The organism is Micromonospora arida (assembly GCF_042873195.1).
GTDB lineage: Bacteria > Actinomycetota > Actinomycetes > Mycobacteriales > Micromonosporaceae > Micromonospora > Micromonospora arida.
This window is the reverse complement of record NZ_JBIALC010000002.1, coordinates 20,052-45,768: the sequence shown is the minus strand read 5'-3', so window position 1 is coordinate 45,768 and position 25,717 is coordinate 20,052. Positions and strand designations below refer to the sequence as shown.

At 71.8% G+C, this 25,717-nt stretch carries 25 protein-coding genes; 12 read left to right on the top strand and 13 right to left on the bottom strand.

The window, feature by feature from the left end; translation table 11 throughout:
* Window positions 1–16: 16 nt before the first annotated feature.
* Window positions 17–571, bottom strand: coding sequence for an NADPH-dependent FMN reductase (locus ACFYP0_RS06870; protein WP_386994900.1), 555 nt, complete (start codon window positions 569–571; stop codon window positions 17–19).
* A gap of 502 nt (window positions 572–1,073) precedes the next feature.
* Here ACFYP0_RS06870 and ACFYP0_RS06865 point away from each other — a divergent pair.
* Both ACFYP0_RS06865 and ACFYP0_RS06860 read left to right on the top strand, forming a co-directional pair.
* On the top strand, window positions 1,074–2,903 hold the full coding sequence (locus ACFYP0_RS06865; protein WP_386994898.1) for a hypothetical protein: 1,830 nt from the start codon (window positions 1,074–1,076) through the stop codon (window positions 2,901–2,903).
* A 439-nt stretch (window positions 2,904–3,342) separates the two neighbouring features.
* Window positions 3,343–3,858: a GNAT family N-acetyltransferase gene (locus ACFYP0_RS06860; protein ID WP_124857801.1), complete on the top strand. Its 516-nt coding sequence runs from the start codon at window positions 3,343–3,345 to the stop codon at window positions 3,856–3,858.
* Window positions 3,859–3,883: 25 nt separating this feature from the next.
* On the opposite strand, the gene ACFYP0_RS06855 is transcribed toward ACFYP0_RS06860, so the two are convergent.
* Together ACFYP0_RS06855 and ACFYP0_RS06850 are read right to left on the bottom strand one after the other, a co-directional pair.
* A complete protein-coding gene (locus ACFYP0_RS06855; protein WP_386994896.1) occupies window positions 3,884–4,870 on the bottom strand; it encodes an aldo/keto reductase in 987 nt (328 codons plus the stop codon).
* Window positions 4,871–4,953: 83 nt separating this feature from the next.
* Window positions 4,954–5,706, bottom strand: a complete 753-nt coding sequence (locus tag ACFYP0_RS06850) for an SDR family oxidoreductase (protein ID WP_124857805.1) — start codon at window positions 5,704–5,706, stop codon at window positions 4,954–4,956.
* Window positions 5,707–5,808: 102 nt separating this feature from the next.
* Between ACFYP0_RS06850 and ACFYP0_RS06845 the strand changes: the two genes are divergently transcribed.
* On the top strand, window positions 5,809–6,651 hold the full coding sequence (locus ACFYP0_RS06845) for a helix-turn-helix transcriptional regulator (RefSeq protein ID WP_355494307.1): 843 nt from the start codon (window positions 5,809–5,811) through the stop codon (window positions 6,649–6,651).
* 114 nt (window positions 6,652–6,765) lie between these two features.
* Here the strand turns inward: ACFYP0_RS06845 and ACFYP0_RS06840 are convergent, their stop codons facing one another.
* On the bottom strand, window positions 6,766–7,617 hold the full coding sequence (locus ACFYP0_RS06840; RefSeq protein WP_386994893.1) for an aldo/keto reductase: 852 nt from the start codon (window positions 7,615–7,617) through the stop codon (window positions 6,766–6,768).
* Window positions 7,618–7,714: 97 nt separating this feature from the next.
* Window positions 7,715–8,680: a LysR family transcriptional regulator gene (locus tag ACFYP0_RS06835; RefSeq protein WP_124857811.1), complete on the bottom strand. Its 966-nt coding sequence runs from the start codon at window positions 8,678–8,680 to the stop codon at window positions 7,715–7,717.
* Between the two features lie 52 nt (window positions 8,681–8,732).
* Between ACFYP0_RS06835 and ACFYP0_RS06830 the strand changes: the two genes are divergently transcribed.
* Window positions 8,733–9,656, top strand: a complete 924-nt coding sequence (locus tag ACFYP0_RS06830; protein ID WP_355494304.1) for a serine hydrolase — start codon at window positions 8,733–8,735, stop codon at window positions 9,654–9,656.
* 154 nt (window positions 9,657–9,810) lie between these two features.
* On the top strand, window positions 9,811–10,788 hold the full coding sequence (locus ACFYP0_RS06825; protein WP_355494303.1) for an MBL fold metallo-hydrolase: 978 nt from the start codon (window positions 9,811–9,813) through the stop codon (window positions 10,786–10,788).
* A gap of 43 nt (window positions 10,789–10,831) precedes the next feature.
* Here the strand turns inward: ACFYP0_RS06825 and ACFYP0_RS06820 are convergent, their stop codons facing one another.
* Genes ACFYP0_RS06820 through ACFYP0_RS06810 form a run of 3 tightly spaced genes read right to left on the bottom strand, consistent with a single transcriptional unit; the run spans window position 10,832 to window position 13,222 of the window.
* Entirely contained in the window at window positions 10,832–11,371 is a 540-nt protein-coding gene (locus tag ACFYP0_RS06820; RefSeq protein ID WP_355494302.1) for a DUF1697 domain-containing protein, read from the bottom strand.
* A 28-nt stretch (window positions 11,372–11,399) separates the two neighbouring features.
* Entirely contained in the window at window positions 11,400–12,068 is a 669-nt protein-coding gene (locus ACFYP0_RS06815) for a response regulator transcription factor (protein ID WP_355494301.1), read from the bottom strand.
* Window positions 12,065–13,222 carry a sensor histidine kinase gene (locus ACFYP0_RS06810; RefSeq protein ID WP_355494300.1) on the bottom strand — a complete coding sequence of 386 codons (1,158 nt, stop codon included), beginning with the start codon at window positions 13,220–13,222 and terminating at the stop codon, window positions 12,065–12,067. Before ACFYP0_RS06810 ends, ACFYP0_RS06815 begins: the two co-directional genes overlap by 4 nt.
* A gap of 169 nt (window positions 13,223–13,391) precedes the next feature.
* On the opposite strand from ACFYP0_RS06810, the gene ACFYP0_RS06805 reads away from it, so the two are divergent.
* Genes ACFYP0_RS06805 through ACFYP0_RS06795 form a run of 3 tightly spaced genes read left to right on the top strand, consistent with a single transcriptional unit; the run spans window position 13,392 to window position 17,611 of the window.
* Entirely contained in the window at window positions 13,392–14,141 is a 750-nt protein-coding gene (locus tag ACFYP0_RS06805) for an ABC transporter ATP-binding protein (protein ID WP_167493715.1), read from the top strand.
* The gene (locus ACFYP0_RS06800; RefSeq protein ID WP_355494299.1) at window positions 14,135–16,558 is read left to right on the top strand and encodes an ABC transporter permease; all 2,424 of its coding nucleotides are present in this window, start codon (window positions 14,135–14,137) and stop codon (window positions 16,556–16,558) included. Before ACFYP0_RS06805 ends, ACFYP0_RS06800 begins: the two co-directional genes overlap by 7 nt.
* Before the next feature lie 42 nt (window positions 16,559–16,600).
* Window positions 16,601–17,611: a hypothetical protein gene (locus ACFYP0_RS06795; protein ID WP_355494298.1), complete on the top strand. Its 1,011-nt coding sequence runs from the start codon at window positions 16,601–16,603 to the stop codon at window positions 17,609–17,611.
* A 1-nt stretch (window position 17,612) separates the two neighbouring features.
* Here ACFYP0_RS06795 and ACFYP0_RS06790 read toward each other — a convergent pair whose 3' ends face one another.
* The 4 genes from ACFYP0_RS06790 to ACFYP0_RS06775 are packed head-to-tail and all read right to left on the bottom strand — an operon-like array spanning window position 17,613 to window position 20,651.
* The gene (locus ACFYP0_RS06790) at window positions 17,613–18,176 is read right to left on the bottom strand and encodes an SOUL family heme-binding protein (RefSeq protein ID WP_124857827.1); all 564 of its coding nucleotides are present in this window, start codon (window positions 18,174–18,176) and stop codon (window positions 17,613–17,615) included.
* 32 nt (window positions 18,177–18,208) lie between these two features.
* Window positions 18,209–18,958 carry a YqeB family protein gene (locus tag ACFYP0_RS06785; RefSeq protein WP_355494297.1) on the bottom strand — a complete coding sequence of 250 codons (750 nt, stop codon included), beginning with the start codon at window positions 18,956–18,958 and terminating at the stop codon, window positions 18,209–18,211.
* Between the two features lie 2 nt (window positions 18,959–18,960).
* Entirely contained in the window at window positions 18,961–19,758 is a 798-nt protein-coding gene (locus ACFYP0_RS06780; RefSeq protein WP_355494296.1) for an ABC transporter permease, read from the bottom strand.
* Entirely contained in the window at window positions 19,755–20,651 is an 897-nt protein-coding gene (locus ACFYP0_RS06775; RefSeq protein WP_355494295.1) for an ABC transporter ATP-binding protein, read from the bottom strand. The genes ACFYP0_RS06780 and ACFYP0_RS06775 overlap by 4 nt, the downstream gene beginning before the upstream one ends.
* A 133-nt stretch (window positions 20,652–20,784) precedes the next feature.
* Here ACFYP0_RS06775 and ACFYP0_RS06770 point away from each other — a divergent pair, with 133 nt between their 5' ends.
* The 4 genes from ACFYP0_RS06770 to ACFYP0_RS06755 all read left to right on the top strand — a co-directional run bounded on the left by ACFYP0_RS06770 (window position 20,785) and on the right by ACFYP0_RS06755 (window position 24,780).
* Complete coding sequence (locus ACFYP0_RS06770) at window positions 20,785–22,044, top strand: sensor histidine kinase (protein WP_355494294.1); 1,260 nt, start codon at window positions 20,785–20,787, stop codon at window positions 22,042–22,044.
* On the top strand, window positions 22,023–22,772 hold the full coding sequence (locus tag ACFYP0_RS06765) for a response regulator (protein ID WP_124857835.1): 750 nt from the start codon (window positions 22,023–22,025) through the stop codon (window positions 22,770–22,772). Before ACFYP0_RS06770 ends, ACFYP0_RS06765 begins: the two co-directional genes overlap by 22 nt.
* A gap of 186 nt (window positions 22,773–22,958) precedes the next feature.
* A complete protein-coding gene (locus tag ACFYP0_RS06760) occupies window positions 22,959–24,281 on the top strand; it encodes an ATP-binding protein (protein WP_355494293.1) in 1,323 nt (440 codons plus the stop codon).
* Window positions 24,282–24,426: 145 nt separating this feature from the next.
* Complete coding sequence (locus ACFYP0_RS06755; protein ID WP_225855057.1) at window positions 24,427–24,780, top strand: hypothetical protein; 354 nt, start codon at window positions 24,427–24,429, stop codon at window positions 24,778–24,780.
* 102 nt (window positions 24,781–24,882) lie between these two features.
* On the opposite strand, the gene ACFYP0_RS06750 is transcribed toward ACFYP0_RS06755, so the two are convergent.
* Window positions 24,883–25,662 (bottom strand): D-Ala-D-Ala carboxypeptidase family metallohydrolase, encoded by a 780-nt coding sequence (locus ACFYP0_RS06750; protein WP_355494292.1) that lies wholly within the window; start codon window positions 25,660–25,662, stop codon window positions 24,883–24,885.
* Window positions 25,663–25,717: the final 55 nt, after the last annotated feature.

The window sequence follows — 25,717 nt, the reverse complement described above, 5'->3', positions numbered from 1 at the left end:
TTCGTGTTGGGCGTGTTCAGGAGACGTAGGGTCGAGCCGCCCGGCCGTCGCGCAGCGCCAGACCCCACCAGCGCAGCTGGTCGAGCAGGACGCCGACGTCGCGTTGCAGCTCGTCGGTGCACTGGGCGGTCGGCTCGCCGGCGAGCAGGTCGATCCCGACGACGTCGCGCACCGTCGTCGCGTGCAGTGCGGTGAAGACGGTACGTAGTTGGTCGACCGCGTGCAGTCCGGTGGACCGGCAGCCGTACGACACGAAGCCGACCGCTTTGGCCTGCCACTCGTCGTACGCGTAGTCGATGGCTTGTTTCAAGGGTGCCGGGAAGCTGTGGTTGTACTCGGGGGTGACCACGACGAACGCGTCCGCCCGGCCCACCTCGCGGACGAACGCCCGGATGGACGCGGTCGGCTCGGCCGGGTAGGCGGCCGGGAAGTCGTACTCGGTCAGGTCAACGACCGTCACCGCCAGGTCGTCGTGCCGCGCGGCCTGCTCGACGAACCACTGCGCCAGCCGGTCGCCGACCCGTCCCTCCCGGGTGCTGCCGACGATCACGGCGATCCGCAACGGTGCCATGGCCCACCTCCCTTCCACACTGAAGGCGCGAGGTGACGACACGCGCCCGCTAGATCCGATCTAGCGGGCCGGGACTCCCTGTCGCCAATCGTGGACCGAAGCCGACCTATGCGGGCCGTCCGGCCGTATCAGCCCTCTGGTCAGCATCCAGTCGGTCGGATGGCAGTGCTGTTGCCATTCCATTGATTAAGCAGGGCCGATGTCTGTACGGTTCCTGACGGCACGGGCATGCAGGGTTGTCCGTTCCGGCGATGCTGCATCACGGTGTGGTAACAAGTATTAGCGGTGTAGATCTCTCGACGTCTGGCATCCGTAACCACAACGGCAGGTCACGGTGTTCTGCGTCACACGAATGCCTGCCCAAACATCACGAGCTGTCCTATTTGGTCGAGACTTCGACAGGGTTCGGGGTGCTGTAGCAGCGTGTACCCCCTCGGGTACTCATCGCTGTCGCAAAGCGGGGAGCGTGATGGTTATGCATGAGCCGCACTCCGTACGAAAGATGATGATGAACCTCGCCTTCGCCGGGGCGGCCGCCGTTCTCGTGACCGCTGCAGGCGCCACAGGTTGGCTTCGGCACCGCCTGGATGCGTACGGCGAATGGTTCGTCCGCAACGGCAATCTGCTGGAGGGCTTGGCGCGAACCCTCTGTCTGACGGCAGCCCTCATCCTCGGCGGGGTGATCTTCTCAAGGTTGCGGCAGCGTCTGGGCGAGGAGAAGACAGTGGCGCAGCGCCCGGGACAACCCGACGTCCCGTGGTTGCAGCGCCTACAAGCATCGGCGGCCGAGCGCCTCAGCGAGCAGGACCGCAAGGCGATCACGATGTTCGTGGAACTCATCGTCGACCCGGCCCGCTCCCGCTCTCGACTGGCGGAAACCGTCGACCTAGACGAGCGGGCGGTGCGGCAGCAGGTGTCGATTTCGTTCGCGCTGCCCGATGCCGAGGAGGGCGGAAGGGCTCTCTACATCCCGATCCTGCAACCGATCAAGGGCGAGCTGGTGGACAACTTCCAGCTCCAATCGGCCGGCGGCAGCTCGTTGCCAACGCTCTCCTACGAGGAGACCACCAAGCTGGCTGCGGCGGGGCTTCGGCTCATCCTGATGGAGATTTTCGCGGCGAAGGATGCGCCATCCCCGCCGAAGACCCTGGACGAGCCTGTGCGCGCGGCCGAGCTGGCCATGCTTCAGATCGTGGCGACCCGTGGGCCGCTGCACACCGGGCAGGTGCATGGACGGTTGGACGTCATTCTCGAGGAGATCAAATTTCCCGACGACGACAGCCGAGAACGCGTCCGCAAATACGTCGCGGCCCTCAGTTGGTCGTACCCGATCGTCGCGGTTGTCTCCGCGGTTGACGCATCCAGCGGGCGCTTCCTGGTCAAGTACGAGCGGACCTTCGTGCCGGCGTCCCTGACCACGAGCTGGCGGGGGCTGCTCCGGCTCGGGCTCGGCCTCAAACCTGACAAGGTGGCGATACCGGTGGAGCTGGCGCTCACTGCCGAGAGTTACCACTTGCGGGTCAACGCTCCGGCGAACAAGTACGTCATCAAGCAGTACCTGCAGTGCCGGCACTGTCGGGTGCTGCTGACTCGCCAGTGGCGCGGTAGGGCGCCGATCGGAATCCCCGCCGACGAGGACGCGTCCGGTAAAAAGCCGGACAATAAAAGGCACCTCTGCGCGCACGAGCTCGACCAGACGAGAAGTGCGACCGAAGACGACCGGGTCACTGACCATCATTTTCGAGTTCGTCGCAAGCGCGGGCAGAACTTTGTGCATGTCTATATGCGGGGATACTCCCGGGCGGCGCCGAAACTGCGAGACTTGCAACTCATCACCACCTTTAAGGAGACTCCGCCAGGTGCCCGCGGCCGCGCGGCGATCACCGCCCTGGCCACAACCCTCCTGCTCGCGGTTGCTGGCAACCTCTTGAACAGCCCACAGGGCACCCAGGTGGGAGGCCTGCCGGCCCTGATGCTCGCGTTGCCGGCGGTGGCAGCTTCGTGGTTCGGTCTCTCATCGGACAAGGACGCGCTGGTCGGTGGCTCACTGCTTGCGCGTCTGTCACTCGTCGTCAGCGGGGTGGTCTCGGTGATCGCGGTTGTGCTGTATCTCAGCTCCCCGCCACCGAGCGCACCAGCGCCGATCGTTGGGGGAAGCGTCGCCGACCCGCTGACCTTCGTTGGAATCACTGACTGGCGTTGGATCACTCTCTGTATCGTCTCGGCGTTGAACTTGACCTATATCAGCTACCGGTTCGCGCTCAAGCTCGTTCACTTCAATGACCTGATAAGGCGCGAAGACCTGGGTGCTGGCGACTTCGCATGGCGATGATGAGAAAGTCTGGAGGATCTGTGGCGACACCCGACACACCAAAATCCGAGGGCCAGCCCGAGGATCGGTATCTCGTCGACGACGCCGTCTGGGTGTTGCCGTCCAGCAGTTACGTGGACCCGGGTCCGCCCTTGGAGACGAGCCTCTTCGACGATCCTCAGCGCCTCAACCGGGCCTGGTCACTCACCATGTCGACGCTCCGGGCGGAGGCCCGGGAGTCGCCTCAGCAGCGTCAACAGGTCGGGGATCGCGCCCGGGCGTTGATCGACGAGGCGAACCTGTCGGTCACACCGTCAGGCGATCGCGATGCCGGGGCCTCCGTCGAAGCGCCGGTCCCCGTCGCTGAGCCCAAGGACGGGCCTCGCACGGGTTTTGCCGACCGGGTCGACCGTCTCGCTCAGGCGACACTGCGGCTCGCTCGGCCGCGACACAGTTGAAATTGGCACAGGTACGCATCGAGCCGTGGCACGAGGACGACCTCGACCTGCTGCGGCAGCTCAACTCACCGGACACCCGCAAGCACACCGGCGGCCCGGAGACCGACGAGCAGGTGCTCGCCCGGCACGACCGGTACGTGCACTTCTCCGGCACCGAGCAGGGGTGCATGTTCACGCTGGTGCTGCCGGACGGGGCACGGGCGGGCAGCGTCGGCTACTGGGCCCGCGAGTGGCGCGACCAGCCGGTGTACGAGCTGGGCTGGGCGGTGCTGCCGGCGTACCGGGGGCAGGGGCTTGCGACCGCGGCGGTGCGCGCGGTGGTGGACGTCGCTCGCGCCCGACGGGACCGGCACTACGCCCACGCCTACCCCTCGGTCGACAATCCCGCCTCGAACGCGGTGTGCCGCAAGGCCGGCTTCACGCTGCTCGGCGAGACCGGCTTCGAATACCCGCCGGGGCAGATGATGCGGGCCAACGACTGGCAGCTCGACCTGACCGCCCCACCGACCGTGAGCTGAGGTCGGCGGGGCGGTCGGTGTCAGGTCACCAGGTGGTGTCGAGGCGGTGCCGTTGCTCGGCGGTCAGCTCCAGGTCGACCGCTGCCAGGCTCTCCTCCAGTTGCGCCACCGACGAGGCGCCCACCAGCGGGATGGACGGCAGCTCACCGCCCAGCAACCAGGCGAGCACCACCTGGTTGACAGTCGCGTCGCTCTGCCCGGCGACCTCCCGCAGCGCGGCCAGTCGCCGGGGCGCGCTCGGCAGGTCGTACGCCGAGCTGAGCGGCTTGTCCGCCCGGGTGAACGCCCCCTTGAGCAGCGGCGAGTACGCCACCAGGGTCAGCTCGGGCTCGGCACGCAGGTAACTGAGCAGGTCACCGCTGACGCCGCCCGGCTCGCCGTCCGGGTCCAGTTCGCTGATCAGGTCGGTGCGGTTCGGCAGGTAACTGCGGTGGTACTGGAGCACCTCGTACCCCGGCAGGCCGGCGGCGGCGGCCAACGCGCGGGCCCGCTCCACCCGCCAGGCCCGGTGGTTGCTGGCGCCCAGCAGACCCACGGTGCCCTCGGCGACCAGCTCGGCGAAGCCCTCCACGGTCTCCTGGAGCGGCACGGCGCGGTCTTCGATGTGCGCGTAGAGCAGGTCCAACCGCTCCACCCCGAGCCGTTCCCGGCTGCGCTCCGCCGACTCGCGGATCACCTTGGCGGAGAGGCCCTCGGCGTTGTCCAGGTAGCTGGTGCCCGGGGCCAGCGGTCGGGCGCCCAGCTTGGTGGCGATGACGATCTCGGCGCCGACGCCCCGGCTGCGCCGCCACCGGCCGAGCAACTCCTCACTCTGCCCGCCCTGGCCGCCGTCCACCCAGAACGCGTAGTTGTCCGACGTGTCGATGAACGTGCCGCCGGCCTCGACGTACCGGTCCAGGATCGCGTACGAGGTGGCCTCGTCGGTGGCGCTGCCGAAGAGCATCGCGCCGAGGCTGAGCACGCTGACCTCGCGCCGGGTCGCCGGGTCGGCGCCGATCGTGCGGTACCGCATGGGAGTCTCCTCTCGTGCGCCCTACCGGCGGGCGCACAGGTAACCCTCCAACCTGGAGCGCACTCCAGGTCAAGCGCTCACCGTCACCAGGGCAGCACGCCGTATCCACCGCCGGCGTCCATCTGGAAGCCCCAGAGCAGCCCGCTCGGCCCGTCGGCCGGCAGGGTCGCCAGGTGCACGCTCACCTCGGCGCCCTGGTCGGCCGTGCGGAAACCGCTGTTGCCGTTGAGGTCGGTGGCGCAATAGCCCGGGTTCGCCGCGTTCACAGTGATCGGGGTGTCCCGCAGCTCCTTGGCGTACATCGCGGTGAGCATGTTCAGCGCCGCCTTCGACGACGGGTACGGCACGGAGGTCAGCTCGAACAGCGCGCCGTTCGGGTCGGTCATCACGGCGATCGAGCCGACCTCGCTCGACACGTTGACGATCCGGGCGGCCGGTGCCCGGCGCAGCAGCGGCAGCAGCGCGTTTGTCACCGCCACCACCCCGAAGACGTTCGTCTCGTACAGCCGGCGCAGCGTCGCCACCGTCGTCTCGCTGGGCAGCCCTCGTGCGCCGTCGGCGAGGACGATGCCAGCGTTGTTGACCAGAACGTCCAGCCGGCCGTACTCCGCCTCCACCCGCTTCGCGGCGGCCGTCACCGACTCGGCGTCGGTGATGTCGAGCGGCAGGAACACGGCGTCCGCGCCGCCGTCGCGCAGTTCCCGTTCGGCTGCCCGACCCCGCTCGGCGTCCCGGGCGCCCACCAGCACGGTCATCCCCCGGGCGCCGAGCTGCCGGGCGGTGGCGAAGCCGATTCCCTTGTTGGCCCCGGTGATCAGGGCGATCGTGTTCGTCATGACGAAGAGCGTGTCCGCGCCGACGGCGTCCGGGGAGAGACGGGCCGAGGCTGGGACCGGTGGTACCACCCTGGCCGGCCCTGGTCGCGGCATGCTGGGGGCATGACGAGCAGCGGCCTGCGGCGTGACGAACTGGCGGCGTTCCTGCGTACCCGCCGCGCCCGGCTGCGCCCCGCCGAGGTCGGGCTCCCCGAGGGCGAACGTCGACGCACCCCCGGGCTGCGCCGGCAGGAGGTCGCCCAACTCGCCGGCATGTCGATCGACTACTACATCCGGTTGGAGCAGGGCCGCGGGCCGCACCCGTCCCGGCAGGTGCTCGCGTCGATGGCTCGGGCGCTGATGTTGAGCCGGGACGAGCGCGAGTACCTGTTCCGGATCGCCGGGGAGAACCCGCCGCCTACCGTCGGCCCGAGCCGGGAGGTGACTCCCGGGCTGCGGCACCTGCTCGACGCCATGACCGAGACCCCGGCGTACCTCGTCGACGCCGCGTACCACGTGCTGGCCTGGAACCGCATGGCCGCGTACTTCCTGGGGGACCTCGCGGGAGTGCCGGACGCCGAGCGCAACATGATCCGCTGGACGTTCCGGCGGCCGGTCACCGAGGCCCACTGGACCGACGCCGACGCCCGCCGCTTCGTGCACAGCACGGTGGCGGACCTGCGGGCTGCCTATGGCCGTTACCCGGCCGACCCGGCGATCCGTGATCTGGTAACCGAGCTGCTCGGCACCTCGCCACGGTTCGCCCAGCTCTGGGCCGAGCACGAGGTGGAGGAGCGCCGTCCCGTGATCAAGCGGGTGCCACATCCCCGCCTGGGGTCGTTGGAGTTCGAGTGCCGCGTGTTGCTGGTGCCGGAGACCGAGCAGCGGCTGATCGTCTACGTCCCCGAGCCCGACTCGCCGACCCAGGCGGTGTTCCGTCGGATCGCCGAGCGCGTCGGCTCCTGAGCGCCGGGCACAGCGTGATTGACCCGCCGGGAACAGCGTGATGCCTCAGGGTCATCAAGATGACTCTGAGGCATCACTCATTCAGGAGACCTGGCCGCCGAGTGGCGGCTCAGGTCAGCGGGGGACGTAGGCGAAGGTGTCCGGGTTCGGGCCCTGCCGGCCGGCCTCGCCCTTGTCCAGCGCGGTGATCCGCTCCATCGCCGCGTCGTCCAACTCGAAGTCGAAGATCCGGGTGTTCTCCTCGATCCGCTTCGGGGTGGTCGACTTCGGGAAGATGATGTCGCCGCGCTGCACGTGCCAGCGGAGCACCACCTGCGCCGGGGTCCGGTCGAGCTGCCCGGCGATGTCGACGACCGTCGGGTCGTCGAGCACCTTGCCCTGGGCGATCGGCGACCACGCCTCGGTGAGGATGTTGTGCTCACGGCCGTAGGCGCGGACCTCGTCGTTGCCGAAGTACGGGTGCGCCTCGATCTGGTTGACCGCCGGCACGACGCTCGCCTCGTCGGCCAGCCGCTGCAGGTGCGACACCTGGAAGTTCGACACGCCGATCGAGCGGGCCCGGCCGTCGCGCTGGAACTCCTCCAGCACCTTCCAGGTCGAGACGTAGTCGCCGTCGTACAGCGTCGGCAGCGGCCAGTGGATCAGGAACAGGTCGATGTAGTCCATCTTCAGCGCCGCGAGGGTCGAGTCGAACGCCCTGCGGGCGTCGTCGGGGCGGTGGAAGCCGTTGTTCAGCTTGCTGGTCACGTAGACCGAACCCCGGTCGAGACCGGACACGCGTACCGCCTCGCCGACCTCGGCCTCGTTGCCGTACATCTCGGCGGTGTCGATGTGCCGGTAGCCCACCTCCAGGGCGGTGGTCACCGCCGCGACGGTGTCCTTCGGCTCGATCTGGAACACCCCGAAGCCGAGCTGCGGAATGGTGGTGCCGTCGTTCAGGCTGATGTCGGGAATCGTGATTGCCACTGCGGCTCCTTCGCGTCTTCGTTTCCTGTCATCCATACCCGGGTGGGTGGACGATCCACCGCCCAACCGGGGGTGACGAACACAACGGCCGGTCAGTTCACCCGGTCGTGTCGAACAGCACCGGCCACGGCCGTGCCGCCGGCACCGACGTCGCGGGCGTCGCGGGCGCGGTGGGCTCGGCGTCGGCCAGCACCTCCGCGGCGAGTTGGCCGAACATCGCCGCCGCCGGATGTGCCGACCGGTCCGGCCAGGCCGCCGAGGTGCGCTTGGCCAGGGGTGCGTCAATGATCGGCCGCCAGGCCATCCGGGGTTCCCGGCGGGCCACCGTCGCCGGTTCCACGGCCACCCCGCCGCCGGCCAGCACCAGCCCGAAGAGGAACTCCGGGTTGCGGGCGGGGCGCACCCGGGCCGGGCGCCAACCGTGCTGCCGGCACACCGCCAGCAGGTGGTCGTGCCAGCCGGGGGCGGTGGCGCGGGGAGCGGCCACCAGATCCAGGCCGGCCAGCGACGCGAGCGTCACCTCGCGGCCGCGGGCCAGCGGCGAGGTGCGCGGCAGCAGCACCCCCAGGGGTACGTCGACCGGGGCCCCGAAGCGCAGCCCGTCCGCCGCCACCGGGTGATGCACGAGCCCCACGTCCAGGGTCCGCTCGGTGAGCATCCGCACCTGCTCGGCCGTGGTCAGCTCGTGCAGCTCCACGTCCAGGCCGGGCGCCCGGGTGGTGAGCCCGTCCAGCAGCGAACGCAGCGTCACGGCCGGCGTCTCCGGTGGCACCCCGGCCCGGAGTACGCCCAGCTCACCGGCGCGGATCTGCCCCATCAGGCTGCGGAGTCGGCCCTCGCCGGCGAGCAGTTCCTCCGCCTCGCCGAGCAGCAGCTCACCGGCGGTGGTGAGGCGTACCTGGCGGCGGGACCTGTCGAACAGCTCGACCGTCAGCTCCCGCTCCAGCCGCTGGATCGACTGGCTCAGCGGCGGCTGGGCCATCCCGAGCAGCTCCGCGGCCCGCCCGAAGTGCAGTTCGTGTGCGACCACCACGAAGTGCCGCAGGTGCCGGAGCAGATCCACGGCCGGGACCCTACGCCAACGCGGCCACGGCGGCGCTGGATACGGTGCTGGCGTGGACGTGGAGGAACGTATCGGGGCCATCTTCGCCGCCGTCGGGGTGACGGCCAGCCTGCACGTCGTGGACCTGGACGCCGTCGACCTGGGCGCCGTCGAGGGTGGCGGCCCGGACGCCGGCGGTCGCGAGGTCGGGGTGCGGGCCGACGAGCAGGTGGTGATCGCCTCGATCTTCAAGATCCTTCTGGTGCTGGAGTTCGCCCGGCAGGTCGAGGCCGGTCAACTGGACCCGACCGAGCGGGTCGTGGTCACCGCCGCCGACCGGCTCGGTGGGTGGGGTCTGGCGGGCTGCGCCGACGACGCCGAGGTGTCGCTGCGCGACCTCGCGTACTTCGCCATGTCGGTCACCGACAACACGGCCGCCGACCTGCTGCTGCGCCGGGTCGGCCCGGACCTGCTGCCGATGCTCGCCGTCGAGCTGGGGCTGACCCGTACCCGCGTCCTCGGTGGCCCACGGGAACTGGTCGAGATGATGCTCGCCGACGTGGGCGCCCGGACCGAGGCGGAGTTCGCCCGGATCTTCCCCACGCTGCCGGCGGACCGGGTACGGGCGATGCGGGTCTTCGACCCCGCGCACACCACGTCCAGCACCGCCCGGGAGATCACCCGGCTGCTCACGCTGATCTGGCGGGACGAGGCCGGGCCGGCGGCGGCCTGCGCCATGGTCCGCACCTGGATGGCCCGGCAGATCTTCTGGACCCGGTTGGCCGCCGGTTTCCCGCCCGGCGTCCGGGTCTCCGGAAAGACCGGCACCCTGCCCGGGTTCCACCTGGAGGCCGGGGTCGCCGAATACCCCGACGGCGGCCGGTACGCGATCGCCGTCTTCGCCCGCGCCGAACAGTTGACCCCGCGTCGCATCGACGTGGACCTGGCCATGGGGGAGGCCGCCCGGACGGCCGTCGAGGCGCTGCGCGGCGAGTGATTTCGCGCCCCTCCGAGCGCCACCGCACCCCCGCCGAGCAGGACCGATATCCGCTGGCGTATCGAAGCAGACGGCCCTTGATCTTGGACCGCGGCCCGGTGCCGCTGGTTGGCTCGTGGGCGACACATCACCCGACCACGGGGAGTAGATCCGCATGCCCAGTCTCGACCGCCGACGCTTCCTGCGCGACGCCGCCGCCACCACGGCCCTGGTCTCCGCCGGTGGCCTCGCCGCCGGCGTCGCCACCCCGGCCCAGGCCGCGGCCTCGACCGTCGCGTCCACGCCCACCGCTCGCCGCAAGGGCGCGGTCAGCTTCCGCTGGTGGGGTACGGCCGGCTGGCGCGTCGACATCGGCGACCGCACCGTTCTCGTCGACCCGTTCCTCAGCCGGATCGACACCGGGCTGTTCACCGGCCCGTTCCGGGCGGACACCCCGTTGGCAGTGCGCACCGACGTCATCGACCCGCGCGTCGACCGGGCCACGACGGTGCTGGTCACGCACACCCACTGGGACCACTTCATGGACGTGCCGTACATCGCCAAGCGCACCGGCGCACGGGTGTTCGGCACGCTGACCGCGTACCACCTGGGGTTGGCCTACGGGCTGCCGTCGACGCAGCTCAGCGCCGTGAAGGGTGGTGAGGTGCTGGACTTCGGCGACCACAGCGTCGAGGTGGTCGGCTCGCTGCACAGCCGCAACCCGTCGTACTCGGTGGCCTTTCCCGGGGTGCGGGTGAGCCCGCCGCCGCAGCCGGCCACCATCGCCGACCTGCCGGAGGGCGACACGCTGGGCTACCTGCTGCGGGTCGACGGCGGAACGTCGGTCTACTTCACCGGGGCCAGCGACGTCGCCGAACGGAACCTCACCGGCCTTGCGCCCGACGTGGCGATGGTGGCCATGCAGAACGCCACCACCACCGGCGACTACCTGCCCCGGCTGCTGGCCGGCCTCGACTACCCGAAGGTCGTGGTGCCGGTGCACTACGACAACTTCGAGACGGCGTTGCAGAACCCGCCGCCGGTCGCCCCGACCGACCGCACCCGGCTGAACGAGATGATCGCGGCGGTGCGCCGGATCTCGCCGCGCAGCCGGGTGCTGGTGCCCGAGTACGAGACCGCGTACCACTTCTGAGCAGCGTCGGTGGGGGTCGCCGAGCCGCGGCCCCCACCTGAGGTCAGGAGGCGGCCATCTCCGCCAGGGCCCGCACCGACTTCCAGTTGCGGGTGGTCGCCGCCACGCCGAGCTTCTTCTCCAGGTACGCGTTCGTGAACTTCGACCGCCCGGCACCGCCGTCGACGTAGTGCAGGAACACCTCCCGGCCGGTCACCGTGAACGACACGTTCTCGGCACCGGGCACGGCCAGCGCATCCACAAGGGACTTCTTCGGTGCTTTGGCGAGGAAGGCCACCAGCAGTCGCGTCGGGTCGTCATCCCGGTCGGCGTACGGGTTGCCGCCCGCGATCGCCGCCAACTCCCGGCCGCTGCGCACCAGCACCGGCACGGTCAACGCCAGCTCGTCGGTGAGCGCCCGCGCGATGCCGGCGGCCAGCTTCTCCGCGTCGCGCACCGTGCTGTCGAAGGCCACGTTGCCGCTCTGCAGGTACGTCTTGACGTCCTCGTGCCCGAGGTCGGTGACGATCCGCCGCAGGTCGGCCATCGCCAGCCGGGTGGTGCCGACGTTGACCCCGCGCAGCAGGGCGACGTACCGGGTCATGGCTCCTCCTCGGGTGCGGACAACCCGCTCAGCGTAGGCCGCCCGGTCCCACCAGGCCGGTCTCGTACGCGACGATGACCAGTTGCGCCCGGTCGCGTACCGCCAGCTTGGTCAGCAGCCGCCCGACGTGCGTCTTGACGGTGGCCTGGCTGAGGTTGAGGTGCGCGGCCAACTCCGCGTTGGACAGGCCCCGGGCGATCAGCCCGAGGACCTCCCGTTCCCGATCGGTCACCCCGTCGAGCTGCCGGGGCAGCGGCCGGGTCGGCTCCGGCTGCCGGGCGAACTCGTCGATCAGCCGGCGGGTCACCGTCGGCGCGAGCAGCCCCTCCCCGGCCGCGACCACCCGGATCCCGGTCAGCAGGTCCGCCGGTGGGGTGTCCTTGAGCAGGAACCCGCTGGCACCGGCGCGTAGCGCCCCGTAGACGTACTCGTCGAGGTCGAACGTGGTCAGGATGATGACCCGGGTGCCGGCCGTCGCCGGGTCGGCGCAGATCCGCCGGGTCGCCTCGATGCCGTCCATCTCCGGCATCCGCACGTCCATCAGCACCACATCCGGCCGGTGCTGCTCGGTCAACGCGACAGCCTCCACCCCCGTGCCCGCCTCACCGACAGTGGTGCAGTCCGGGCTGAGATCGACCAGCAGCCGGAAACTGCCGCGCAACAACGCCTGGTCGTCGGCGATCAGCACGCGGATCACGCGGCCACCCGGTAGGGGAGGCTGGCCGTCACCGCAAAGCCACCGTCGGAGCGGGGGCCGGCACGGAACTCCCCGCCGTGCAACGCCACCCGTTCCCGCATGCCGATCAACCCGTGCCCCTCCCCGCCGAGCAGGACCGGCCGCCGGCCGTCGTCGGTCACCTCCACCCGCACCTCGTCGGGCAGGACGGTCACCGTGGCCCGGCAGGCGGCCGGCGCGGCGTGCTTCACCACGTTCGTCACCGCCTCCTGCACGATCCGGTACACCGCGAGGCCCACCGACTGCGGCACCGCGCCGGTTGGCTCGTCCCGCCGCACGTCGAGCTGCACGTCGACGCCGCCGATCGCCGCCTGCCGGGCGAGGAGGGGCAACTCGTCCAGCCCGGGCGTCGGCGCGTACGGGCTGTCCTCGCGTAACACGCCGAGCACCCGACGTACGTCGGTCAGCGCGGTGCGGCCGGTCTCCTCGATGACCCGGAGCGCGGCGCCCGCCTCGCGCGGGTCGGCCTCGGCGACGTGGTTGGCGACGGCCGCCTTCACCACGATGAGACTGAGCGTGTGCGCGACCACGTCGTGCAGCTCGCGCGCCACCCGCAACCGCTCCTCGGTGGCAGCCTGACGAACCAGCTGATCACTCTGCCGGGTGGCGAGGGCGCGTCGCTCCCGAATCTGCCAACCGATCATCCAGGCCGGCGCGACCATCACCCCGGCGTAGACGACCGCGCCGGTCCGCGACCAGAGGTCGCCCGCGGTCAGCACCAGGCCGACGCTCACCAGCGCCAGACAACCGGCCGCGCAGAGCATCGACCGGCGGGTGGGCGTCGCCACGGCCACCGTGTAGAAGGACAGGCCGATGGCGAACGCCGGAGCAGCGGCCGCGAAGTTGGGTATCACCCCGGTGATCAGAGCGACGGTGGCGATCGAGCTGATCACGACCGCCACCGTCATCGGCCACCGTCGCCGGACCGCCAACGGCAGCCCCAGGGCCATCCCGACCAGCACCGACACCCAGAGCGGCTCGCGTACGCCGCCGTGCAGCGGCGACTCCAGCGCCGCGTACGGGCAGAGCAGCCCACCGACGGCCACCGCCAGCAGGGCGTCCACGGTGTACAGGTCCACCGGCCGCATTCGTCGGGTCAGCAGGAGAGCGGTCACCCGTCGAACGGTAACGGCCGGCTGGGTCGGCCGCGTCCGCCTGCGGGTGGTCATCCCGCAGGACGACGCGCGGCCGGTTGTGGGCCCCGGACTCCACCCGGGGGAGGGCCGGAAAGTGCCTGCCCCGGCACGACGCGCCGCACCCCCGGCATTCGGCACGGTAACGGCCATGACCACAGACACGGTGACCCTGACGGGGCTGCGCGCGGTGTACGGCACCGGAACCCGGCGGGTGACGGCGCTCGACGGCGTGACCACCAGCTTCGCGAGCGGCACGTTCACGGCGGTGATGGGCCCCTCCGGCTCGGGGAAGTCCACCCTGCTGCACTGCGCGGCGGGCCTGGACCGCCCGACCGAGGGGATCGTCACGATCGACGGCACCAACCTCAACGACCTCGGTGAGGACGAGCTGACCCGGCTGCGGCGGGACCGGATCGGCTTCGTCTTCCAGGCGTTCAACCTCGTGTCCACACTGACCGCCGCGCAGAACGTCGAGTTGCCGTCGCGCCTGGCCCGCCGCCGCCCGCCGGCCGGGGACGTCGCCGCCGCCCTCGACGCCGTCGGCCTCGCCGACCGGGCCGGGCACCGGCCGAGTGAGCTGTCCGGCGGGGAGCAGCAGCGCGTCGCCGTGGCCCGCGCGTTGATCACCCGTCCGGCGGTGGTCTTCGCCGACGAGCCGACCGGGGCGTTGGACAGCGCCTCCTCCCGGCAGGTGCTCCGGCTGCTGCGGGCGCTCGTCGACGACCACGGGCAGACCGTCGTGATGGTGACCCACGATCCCGCCGCCGCCGCGTACGCCGATCGGGTCCTTTTGCTGGCCGACGGCCGCGTCGTCGACGAGCTGACCGGCGGGATCACCGCCGCCGCCGTCGCCGCCCGGATCGCCGAGCGGGAAACCGTCGCGGAGTCGTCGTGCTGAGCGTCCGGCGGTCGGCCAGCGCGTTCGTGGCCGTCGCCATCGGGGTCACGCTGGTCGCGGCGGCCACCCTGCTGCTCGCATCCGGGCGCCCGCAGGTGCCGGACCGGCTGGCGCGGGCGGCGGTCGTGGTGCAGAGCCCCGAGGCGGGTGCGTCCGCTGACGAGTTCGTGCCGACCCGGCCCTGGTCCGCCACCACGGCGGCGGAATTGGCCGGCAGGCTGGCCGGTCTGCCGGACGTGGTGGCGGCGGTACCGGACCGCACCTTCTACGCGCAGCCGCTCGTCGACGGCCGACCCTCGGCCGCCGATACCCGGCGCGAGGACGCCTACCAGGGGCACGGCTGGTCCAGCGCCCAGCTGGGTGGGCTGCGCCTCACGGCTGGCGAGCCACCTCGCCGGCCCGGCGAGGTGGTCGTCGACCGCGCGCTCGGACTGGGCGTCGGCGCACCGGTCACCCTGCTGACCGCTGTGGGTGCGGAGTCGTACACCGTCAGCGGTCTGGTCGACGGGCCGGGCGTCCACGTCGCGGACGAGGTCGCCGCTCCGCTCGCGCCCGGCGTGCGGGCCATCGGGCTGGTGCTCGCGCCGGACGCCGACCCCGAGCGGGTCGCCACGGCGGCTCGCGGAGTCGTCGGCGTCGACGGACGCGTGCTCACCGGTGACGCCCGTGGTGCGCTGGAGCCGCGCGGCGACGCCCGTACCCGGTGGATCGGCATGCAGGTGCTCACCGCCACGGCGGCCCTCGCCGGCTTCGTCACGGTGTTCGTGGTCGCCTCCACCTTCGCGTTCACCATCGCGCAGCGCCGCCGTGAGCTGGGCCTGCTGCGCGCCGTCGGCGCCACCGGACGCCAGGTCCGCCGCATGGTCCACGCCGAGGCGCTCGCCGTCGGCGTCTCGGCGGGAATCGTCGGCCTGCTGGTGGGCGCGGCGCTCGCCCCGTCGCTGGGTCGGCTGCTGGTCGACGTCGGCTACGAACCGTCGACCTTCCAGGTCCGCTACGAACTCTGGCCGGTCGCGGTCTCGCTCGCCGCCGGGCCGGTGATCGCGTTGCTGGCCGTCTGGTCGGCGTCCCGCCGAGCGGCGCGGGTCCGCCCGCTGGAGGCGTTACGCGATGCCGCTGTGGAACAGCGACCGATCGGCCGGCTGCGTGCCGTCACCGGGGCGCTGCTCCTCGCGGCGGGGGGTGCTCTCAGTCTGGGCACGGCGACCGCCGACGAGGCGCGGGTGGGGGCGCAGTACGCGCTCTACGCGGTGATGGCGCTGGTGGCCGGCACCACAGTGCTCGCCCCGGTGGTGGTCGGACCGCTGGTGTGGCTGCTGCGTTCTCCGGTGCGTCGGCCCGGTGGCGCGATCGGGATGCTGGTCCGGGGCGGGGCGTTGACCGCGACCCGGCGGACCGCCGCCATCGCCGCGCCGGTGCTGCTCACTGTCGCGTTCGCGGTGCTGGTGTCCGGGATGGTGCGCACCACCACCGCCGCGTACGCGGCGGGTCGGGCGGACAACGTGAACGCCGGCTGGATCGTCGTGCCGGACCGCGCGCCCGGCCTGTCCGACCGGGCCGTCGCCGCGACCGGCGGCACCGCGCTCCTGCCGACCACCGTCTACCGCACCGACCCCGGAACGTCGCCACCGTACCGGCCGATGACCGCGCTCGGAGTGGATCCGGAGGGCTTCGCCGCCGCGAACCGGGTGCTCACCGTCGTCGCCGGTTCGCTGAACGACCTGAGGGGTGACGACACCGTGGTGGTCACCGCCTCGGCGAACCGGCTGCCGTCCGAGTCGTACCCGGTGGTCTTCGCCGACGGGACGACGGTGTCGTTGCGCGTCGTCGCCGTGGTCGACGACGCCTCGATCCCCGGCGACCTGCTCGTGCCCCGGGCCGTGGTGCGGGCGCACGACCCGTCGGCGCTGACGTCCACCGTGTACGTCACCGACCGCATCGATCCACCGGTCGGCGCGCGGATCCTCGACGTTGCGGGCTGGGCGGCCGAGGCGGACGCCGCCGAGGACCGCCTCGTCTGGCTCTTCACAGTGCTGCTGATCGGGGTGTCCGCCGGCTACGGGGCCATCGCGGTGGCCAACACGCTGCTGCTGGCCGCCGCCGGCCGCGCCGCGGACCTGCGGCTGATCCGGATGGCCGGGGCGACCCGACGGCAGGTCATCTGGCTGGTCACGGCGGAGTCCGCCCTGGTGGTCCTGATCGGCGCGTTGCTGGGTGGGGCTGTCGCGTTCGTCGGTCTGCTCAGCATCAGCGCCGGCCTCGCCGAGCAGGTCGGAGCCCCCGTCGACCTGGTGGTGCCGTGGTCGGTGGTCGCCAGCGTGGTGGGGTTGTGCCTGCTGCTCGCGGTGCTGTCCAGTGTGTTGCCGACGTGGCGGCTGCTGCGCCACCGTCCCGCCCGGTCGCCGGTCGGCGGATGACCGCGCCCCCCGCGCGGGCGGTTGGGCCGTTACCGTCCACGGATGCGATCCGCGCGCCCGGTCGGGCTGCTCCTCTCCGCCGCCGCCGTCGCGCTCTGGGCGTACGGCATGACCACGTGGCAACCGCTGACCGAGCCGCTCGGCCCGTGGTCGGAGAACCTGCCGGGCAACAACGCCTACTGGGCGCGCGACCTGCGGTTCATGGCGATCATGGCGGTGCCGCTCGGGCTGGTGCTGGCCGGGCGCGGGCAGGTGCGCTGGAGTGGCCCGGCGGTGGTGCTGGGCGGCTGCTGGATCGCCGCCGACGTGGCTGTCGACCGGGCCGACCCGATCGGCCTCGACGCGACGGTGCTGCTCGCCGTCGCCGGTTACGCCGTGCTCGGCGTGGTCGCGGCGCTTCTGCTCTGGTGGGAGCGCGCCGCGCCGCAGACGCGGGAGCCTGGCACGACTCCGGCCGCCGACCGGCGGGTGCTGACCGGGGCGGCCTGCGTGGCCGGGGTGCTGACGCTGGTGGCGGCCGGAATCGAGTCACCGACCGACCGGGAGCCGGAGTTGAACCAGGGCGCCCTGGCCACGGCGGCGCTGCTGGTGGCCCTGGCCGTCGGCGCCGCGCTGGCGGCGGCTCCGGCGCGGACCCGGGCTCGGGTCGGGCTGGCCGTCGGCCTCACCGTGGCGGCCCTGCTCGGCGTCTGGCTGGTCCGTGCCGCCGCGCCCGGTGAACGACTCCTGCCGGAGGCCGCTCTCGGGGCGGTGCTGCTCACCGGGGTCACCCTGCTGGCCTGGGACTGGCCGGGTGGTCGGCCGATCTGGTGGCACCACGCCCTGGCCGCTCTCATCGCGTTTGTGGGCCCGGTGGTGTTCCTGGTGGCCACGGCCATCCCCATGATGATCATGATGCCGATCGGCGCGGCGTTCACCGCGCTGGCCGGCAACAGCCCGATCAACGCGGCCGACTCCGATCTGCTGGTCTCCCTGGTCGGGCTGCTCGCCGGGCTGGGTATGGCAGCGCTGCTGGCGCGGCCGAGCGTCGAGGACCGTCGGCAGCTCCGCTAGCTCACTCGACGACCGGCAGCACTACCTCGTTGCGGCGCAGGAACCACGGCTTCCACGGCGGGTCGAAGCGCGCGTACCGGATGGCCCCGGTCGGTTGCAGCCCGGCCGCGGTCACCGACCGGCCGAGCATCGTGGCCCGCTGGCTGAACGCCTGCTCCGTCCACCGCCCGGAGAACCGCATCGCCGCCGCCAGCCGCGCCGGAACCGCGTGGATTCGCACCCGGGCGTCCACCGGCTCGGGCAGGGTGGCGGTGGTGAAGCTGGCCGGCATGACGAACTGGATCAGGTATGCGCCCGGCCGCTCACCCTCGATCTGCACCACCGGCACGGTCATGGCGATCTTCTCCGAGCCGCTGGCCGCCGCCATCGCCGGCGCGGCGGAGCCGATCGGGTGCCGGGCCCGATTGGCGCCACCGATGTACGCGGTCAGTGGCCGGAACGCCTCGATCGGCGCCCGGGTGAACGACGCCTGGATCTGCATCTCGGCCACCAGGTGGGCGGGGTACCGACGCAGCTCGAAGCCGGGGTGTCGGGATACCACCCGGTACGGCTGCTGTTCGGTCATCGTGCGGCTCCCAGGGTCTGCTGGGACAGACGCTACCGCCCGTCCGCCTCCCGCTCGGCCGAAGTCGGCTGCTCCGGCCCGGGGGCGAGGGCCCGGGTGGTCAACCGCCAGTACTGCCGCTTGCCCTCGTCGCGCAGCACCACCCCGATCTGGCCCAGCTCGCGGCGCAACTCCCGGGCGTCGTCGCGGCGATCCCGCTCGATCGCCCGACCCCGGGCGCGCAGCAGCGCGTCCGCGCCGGCCGGCAACCCGGGCAGGTCCGGAACCCACAGCCGGTACGCCGACCGGTGCGGGTCGTCGTCCGCCCAGCCCCAGCCGTGCTCCCGGAACGCCGCCGCCAGTTGGGCGGCCGGCAGGTCCGTCGACTCCCGGACCAGTTCCGCGCCGTCGGCGTCCAGCAGCACCAGGTGCTTGTCGGCGAGGAAGACCACCCGGGTGTCGACCCGGGCGATGGTCCGGTTCTCATCGGAGCGGCGCAGCTGGACCTGCGCCCCGTCGACGGTGACGATCAACCGTTCGGCGGTGCCGATCCCGGCGATGACCAGGCCGGCCAGGACGCCCACCCCGATGGTGCCGGCGGTGGCCTGCGGCTCGGGCAGCCGGTCCAACCACTCGATCAGGTCGCTGAACGGCACCCAGGGCAGCCGGGCGAGCCAGCCCGTCGCCGCCGCGAGGAGCCATCCGGCGCCCGCGCCGAGCAGCGGAAAGCCACCCCACAGGACCGCCAGCTCCAGCGGGCCGCCGCTGACCACGGTGCGCGGACGGTAGCTGGCCATCTCCATGGTCAGGACACCTCGCGGCGCAGGGTCCGGAACAGCCCGGCGGCCAGCGGGAGGACCATCCAGACCAGCAGGGAGACCGCTATCCGCCCCCACTGCCCGCCGGTGACGGCGTCGCTGCTGAACAACGGTTCCATGGTCTTGCTGGTGTCCAGCCATTCGGAGGGGCCGCGCAGGGGCCGGACCATCTCGCCCAGCACCCCCCAGACGGTGGGCAGCAGGAAGTAGCCGACGATGGCCACCGGCGGGTTGAGCAGCAGCAGACCGAAGGCGGCGCCCATCAGCACGCTGGTGATCTGGAGGATCACCGCGTTCACGATCAGCGACCCGTCGAGCTGCCAGGTGCCGGCGCCTCCGATGGCGGAGGCCACCAGCGTCCCGACGGCGGCGAGGGCGAGGCTGGCCAGCACCGAAGCGAGCGCCGCCACCATGACCGCGACCAGCTTGGCGGCCACCACCCGCTCCCGACGGGGCACCAGCGCGTACGTGGTGAGGGCGGTACGTTGCGACCACTCGCTGGTGATCGACAGGATGCCCAGCACGGGCAACAGCACCCCCACCGGCAGCAGCGAGGGGACGAAGAAGTTGGAGAACGTCTGGTCGGCGTCGTCCGCATAGATCAACTGGAGGGTCACGACCACGGCGGCGATCAGGCCGATGGTGATCAGCAGCCAGCGGCCGGCCCGGGTGTCGACGAGCTTGCGCACCTCCACGCCGGTGAGCCGGAGCAGCGACGGTCGGCGTACCGGAGTGTGGTGCCGGGGCGCGACGGCGCCGGCGGCGGGCGCGGTGGTGGTGGTCATCGGGCGGCCTCCTTGGTCGATTCGCCGGCGGTCAGGGTGAGGAAGAGTTGTTCCAGGCCACCGCCGCTGGCGGGGCGCAGCTCGGCCAACGCGACGCCGGCATCGGCGGCGGCCTGGCCGACCGCCTCGGCGTCGGCCTGCACGAGCAGCCCCTCCGAGCTGTCGGCGGCGCTCAGGTTGGCCACCTCCAGCGCCCGGCGTAGCGCGGCACTGTCGCGGGCCCGGACCACAGTGCCGCCGCCGGCCAGCAGCTCGTTCTTGTCGCCCTGGGCCACGATCCGGCCGCCCCCGATAACCACCAGCCGGTCCGCGACCGCCTCCACCTCGCGCAGCAGGTGGGAGGAGAGAAGGACGGTGCCGCCCCGGTCGGCGAAGTCGCGCAGCAGGCCACGCATCCAGAAGATCCCCTCCGGGTCCAGGCCGTTGGCCGGCTCGTCGAGGATCAACACCCGGGGGTCGCCGAGCAGCGCGTGCGCCAGCCCGAGCCGTTGGCGCATGCCCAACGAGTACGCCCGTACCCGACGCTTCGCGGCCACCGCGTTCAACCCGACCAGGTCGAGCTTCGCGGCGACCTCGCGCCGGTCCAGACCCATGGTGTACGCGGACAGTGTCAACGCCTCGCGGCCGGTGCGCCCGGCGTGCTGGGCGGAGGCGTCCAGCAGCACCCCGACCTCCCGCCCAGGGTTGGGCAGCTCCTGGTACGGGTGCCCGGAGACGGTGGCGCGGCCGGCGGTCGGCGTGGTCAGCCCGCAGATCATGCGCATGGTCGTCGACTTGCCGGCGCCGTTGGGGCCGAGGAAGCCGGTGACGGTGCCCGGCTCGCACTGGAACGACACGTCGTCCACGGCCGGGTGTGGCCCGTACCGCTTGGTGAGGTTCTCTACGGTGATCATGCGGTTGAGCCTGCCCGCGCCGCCCGGCCATCCGCTGCGGCCACGGGTCGGTGCCGCGTCGACCTTGGTCGACCGGCGGGTCTCGACTTTGGTAGCTGGTCGTGTCGCCCGTCGGCTGCCTAGCATTGGTGTCGTGACCAGCCTCGCCGTTCCGGAGCACCCCTGGCTGCTGCCCGGGGCGCTGGCCGGCGCGGTCAGCCCGGACGCGGCGACGCGGCGGCCGCGCCGCACCACCCGGGACTGGGCGGTCGACACCCTGGCCTTCCTGCTCTCCCTGCTCTGGGTGCTGTTCGTCACCGCGGATGCCCTGTCGCCGGATCCGTCGTTGGCGGTCCCGCTGCCGCATGACTGGATGACCGGCGTGGACGCGCTGCTCGGTCTGGTCTGCTGCGGGCTGCTCTGGCTGCGTCGACGGTGGCCGCTCGGGGTGTTGGTGGCCACGACACCACTGTCGCTGTTCTCGATGGCCTCGGCCATCCCACTGTTGATCTTCTACTTCACCGTGGTGGTGCACCGACGGACGGCCATCGCGATTGCGGTCACTGGTGCCGGTCTTCTCACCAACCTCGTCTTCAGTTGGGTGCGTCCGGATCGGCACATGTCGTACTGGGAGACCGCGTCCTGGGGTGTGGTGCTCAGCTTCGCCGTGCTGGCTTGGGGGATGTTCGTCCGGGCTCGGCGGCAGTTGATCGTGTCGTTGCGGGAACGGGCCGAGCGGGCCGAGGCGGAGCAACAACTGCGCGTCTCCCAGGCCCGCCACCTGGAGCGCACCCGGATCGCCCGGGAGATGCACGACGTGTTGGCCCACCGGATCTCGCTGCTCAGCCTGCACGCGGGTGCGCTGGAATTCCGCCCGGACGCGCCGGCCGACGAGGTGGCCCGGGCCGCCGGGGTGATCCGGGGCAGCGCGCACGCCGCCCTCCAGGACCTGCGGGAGGTGATCGGGGTGCTCCGCGCCGAGGGCGACGGAACAGGCGACGCCCCCGAGCCGCCGCAGCCCACCCTCGCCGACCTGCCGGCCCTGATTGCCGAGTCGCGCTCGGCCGGGGTGCGGGTGAATGTCAGCGACAGCGTCGCCAGCCCGGGGGAGGTGCCGGCGGCGCTGGGCCGGGCCGCGTACCGGATCGTGCAGGAAGGGCTGACCAACGCCCGCAAGCACGCTGCCGGCGCGGCCGTCACCGTGGACGTGGCCGGGGGGCCGGGCGCCGGGCTGACCGTGGCGATCGGCAACCGGTGGCCGGTGGGGGCGCCGGCCGGCGACACACTGCCGGGGGCCGGCACCGGCCTGGTCGGCATCAGTGAACGGGTGACCCTGGCCGGCGGGCGACTCGCCTACGGTCGGGACGACAGCGGTGACTTCCGGCTGGCGGCCTGGCTGCCGTGGCCGGCGTGACCAGCCCTGCCGGCGCAGCCGGACCGCCGGACGCGAGCGGGCCGGCCGACGCGGCCGCGCCGCCGGTACGCGTGCTGATCGTGGACGACGACGCGTTGGTCCGGGCCGGGCTCTCGATGATCCTCGGCGGTCTGCCGGACCTGGCCGTGGTCGGCGAGGCGGCCGACGGTGGCGAGGTGCCGGCGGCCGTCGCCGCGTACGCCCCGGACGTGGTGCTGATGGACATCCGGATGCCCCGGGTCGACGGGCTGACCGCCACCGAGGCGCTGCGTGCCCAACCGCACCCGCCGGAGGTGCTGGTGCTGACCACCTTCGACGCCGACGAACAGGTGCTGCGGGCGCTCCGCGCCGGGGCTGCCGGTTTCCTGCTCAAGGACACCCCACCGGCGGAGATCGTGCGCGCCGTACGCCGGGTCGCGGCGGGCGAGGCGACGCTCTCGCCGACGGTGACCCGGACGTTGATCGCCCATGTGACCGCCGCCGCCCCCGGCCCGGTCGGCCCGGACCCGCGCCGCGAACGGGCGCTGCGGCTGCTCACCGGGCTCAGCGAGCGGGAGCGGCAGGTGGCGGTCGCGCTGGGGCGGGGCCACACCAACGCGGAGATCGCGGGGGAGCTGTTCATGAGCGTGGCGACGGTGAAGGCGTACGTCTCCCGGCTGCTGACCCGACTGGAGCTGAACAACCGGGTCCAGGTGGCGCTGCTCGTGCACGACGCCGGCCTCGTCTGACCAGCAACTTCGGGCACACCAATCCGGATGAGGTTACACTCATCTTTGGTTGTTCCATAATTGGTAGTGTCAGGAGTGATCGTGGACGGCTTTGTCGGACGGGACCGTGAACTCCACCTCCTGGGCGGCATGCTCGCTCGGGTGCAACGGAGTGGTCGCGCTGGTCGACCAGGGCGGGCCCTCCTCATGCGCGGTCGTCGACGGGTAGGCAAGTCCCGGCTGGTCGAGGAATTCGTCGATCGGGCCGAGGTGCCGTACCTCTTCTTCACCGCCTCCGCGCAGCCGACCGTCGCAGCCGATCTCGCCCTCTTCGTGGAGGAGGCGGCCGCCTCGACGCTGCCGGGTGCGCACATCCTTCGGGAGCAGCAACCACAGACGTGGGATGCCGCGTTGACCCTGCTCGCCGCCGCGCTGCCCTCCGACCGGCCGAGCGTCGTCGTCCTGGACGAGATGCCGTACCTCATCGCGAGCGACCCGGGCTTCGAGGGAACGCTGCAGAAGATCTTCGATCGCGAGTTGTCCCGGCGACCGGTCCTGCTGATCTGTGTCGGATCGGACCTGGCCATGATGGAAGCCCTCGACGATTACGGCCGGCCGTTCCATCAGCGAGCCACGGAGATGGTCATTCCGCCGCTGAGCCCGGCCGACGTCAGCGACATGCTCGGCCTGTCCGCCGCAGACGCGTTCGACGCCTACCTGGTGTCCGGTGGTTTGCCGCTGATCCTCGACGAGTGGCCGACCGGCGCATCCGTCCACGAGTATCTGACCGACGCGGTACGGGATCCGACCTCTGCCCTGCTGGTCAGCGGTGAGCGGGCACTGGCGGCGGAGTTTCCGCCCCAGTCCCAGGCGGGTCTGGTGCTGCGGGCCATCGGCTCCGGTGAGCGGACGTTCTCGCTGATCTCCCGCGCGGCAGGGGATCTGCCGCAGGCGTCCCTGAACCGCGCCCTGCGCCTGCTGACTCAGAAGCGGGCCGTGGAGGTCACCGTTCCGCTGTCGACCAAGCCCTCGCGGGAAACCCGATACGCGGTGGCTGATCCGTACCTGCGCTTCTGGCTGTCGTTCCTGGGGCCGCACCTCTCCGAGATCGAACGAGGGCGGGGCGACCTGACTCTGGACCGGATCGACCGGTCGTGGACGTCCTGGCGGGGGCGGGCCATCGAACCTGTCGTCCGGGAGGCGCTGCGCCGGCTGCCCAGTGACCATCTGCCGGCGGAGGCTGCGACAATCGGCGGCTACTGGACCCGGACCAACGACCCGGAGATCGACATCGTCGGCGCCGACCGTGGGCCCGTCGCTCAGAGCATCAGCTTCGTCGGATCGGTCAAGTGGCAGGAGAACCGACCCTTTGACGCGCATGACCTGGGCCGGCTGCTCCTGCACCGGTCTCGGCTCCCCGGCGCCGACGAATCGGTGCCGGTCGTTGCCGTCTCGCGCAGCGGCGGCACTGCCGTCGACGGCATCCGCGTCTTGTCGGCGGAGGATCTGCTTACCGCGTACCGGAATTGAACTTTCGTCCGGTGTCCGCCGTACCCATGGCCGAGGATGTCGGTGCGGTAGGTCCGCCGCACCGCTGCCGAACTGCGGGAGGCCTGCCGTGCGAGTTGGTGAGCAGTCGACGGATCCCATCGATCAGGTACTGGGTGAGGTGCCAATGCCGGCACCACTGACCCCGGAGGATGTCCGGCTCGCGGTCCGGGCGGTGGTCGTGCACACCGCCGAGGAGTGGCCCACCGGGCCGCTGTGCCGCAACGACGGCGCCTCCTACCCGTGCCGGCTGCACCGCTGGGGGCGTCGGGTGTTGGAGACACACGGGCTCAACGAGCGCCAGATCGAGGCATTGATCCGGCATGGCAATCCGTTCGTGCACGTGCCGTTCCCGTTCACGGCGACCGGGCCGTCGCGGCAACAGGCCGCGCGGGTCGTCCCCCAGGGGGTACGACCCACCGCTGCTGGCCGGCCGGTGACTCCCCCCGTCACCGCGCCGCGCTGGCCCCGGGCGAGCTGAGCGCGCTACCCCTCCGCCCATCCGACCCGGGGCGACACGACGTCGGCCCGGCGCGAAGATTCCCCCTCCGCGTCGGGCCGACGTCGCTCTGAGCGGGTGGGCTCAGTTGCCGACCCCGCAGTCCGGGGCGGACCAGCTCGTCGTGTTCGAGCTGTCGTCCCTGTTGTTCTCCCGACGCGAGTCGACGTGCACATGGTCGTCGTGGTCGGGGTAGCCCGGCCCGTAGATCCCACTGAAGCCGTTGTTACGGGCGCCGCGGGCGACCTGGCACAGCGAGGACGTCCGTGAGGTCACGTCGGCCGCGTTGCCGTACAGGTGTTGGCTGTCGGACGCGCCGCCGACCTGGTTGTTGCAGGCGCGACTGCGGTACCCACTCGACACGTAGAGCGGCTTGTCACCGAGGCCCTTGCGCAGCGCCTCCAGCTTCCACATGGTGCGCAACGCGTTCTGCTTGGTCTGGTTCGCCGACAACGGGCCGCCGCTCCACCCGCTCCCGCCGCAACCGTTGTCGAGTTCGCCGTAGCTGAAGTGTGCGGGCGTGCAGTCGTTGTCCTGGAGTTGGTACAGCTTGGCGAAGGTCTGTGGGCCGGCGATGCCGTCGGCGCGCAGCCCGTACGCCTGCTGGAACCGCTTGACCGCGGCTGCGGTCTTCGGCCCGTAGCGGCCGTCGTTCTCCACGATGTCCCGGTAGCCGGCCCACCCGGCGACCCGGATCTGCAACTGGCGGACGTCGTCGCCGGAGCGCCCCTGGGTCAGGGTGCGGTTCCAGGTGTAACAGCCGTCCGCGTACGCCGCCGGTGCGGCGATCACCGTGGCGATTGCGGCCCCGGGCAGTGCCAGGGCGAATGCGACGGCGACCCGCTTCAAGGTGTTTACGCGCACAGAAGTCCTCCCGATAGGAGAGCGAATGGGGTGGCTCCAGGACATCGACCGAGAA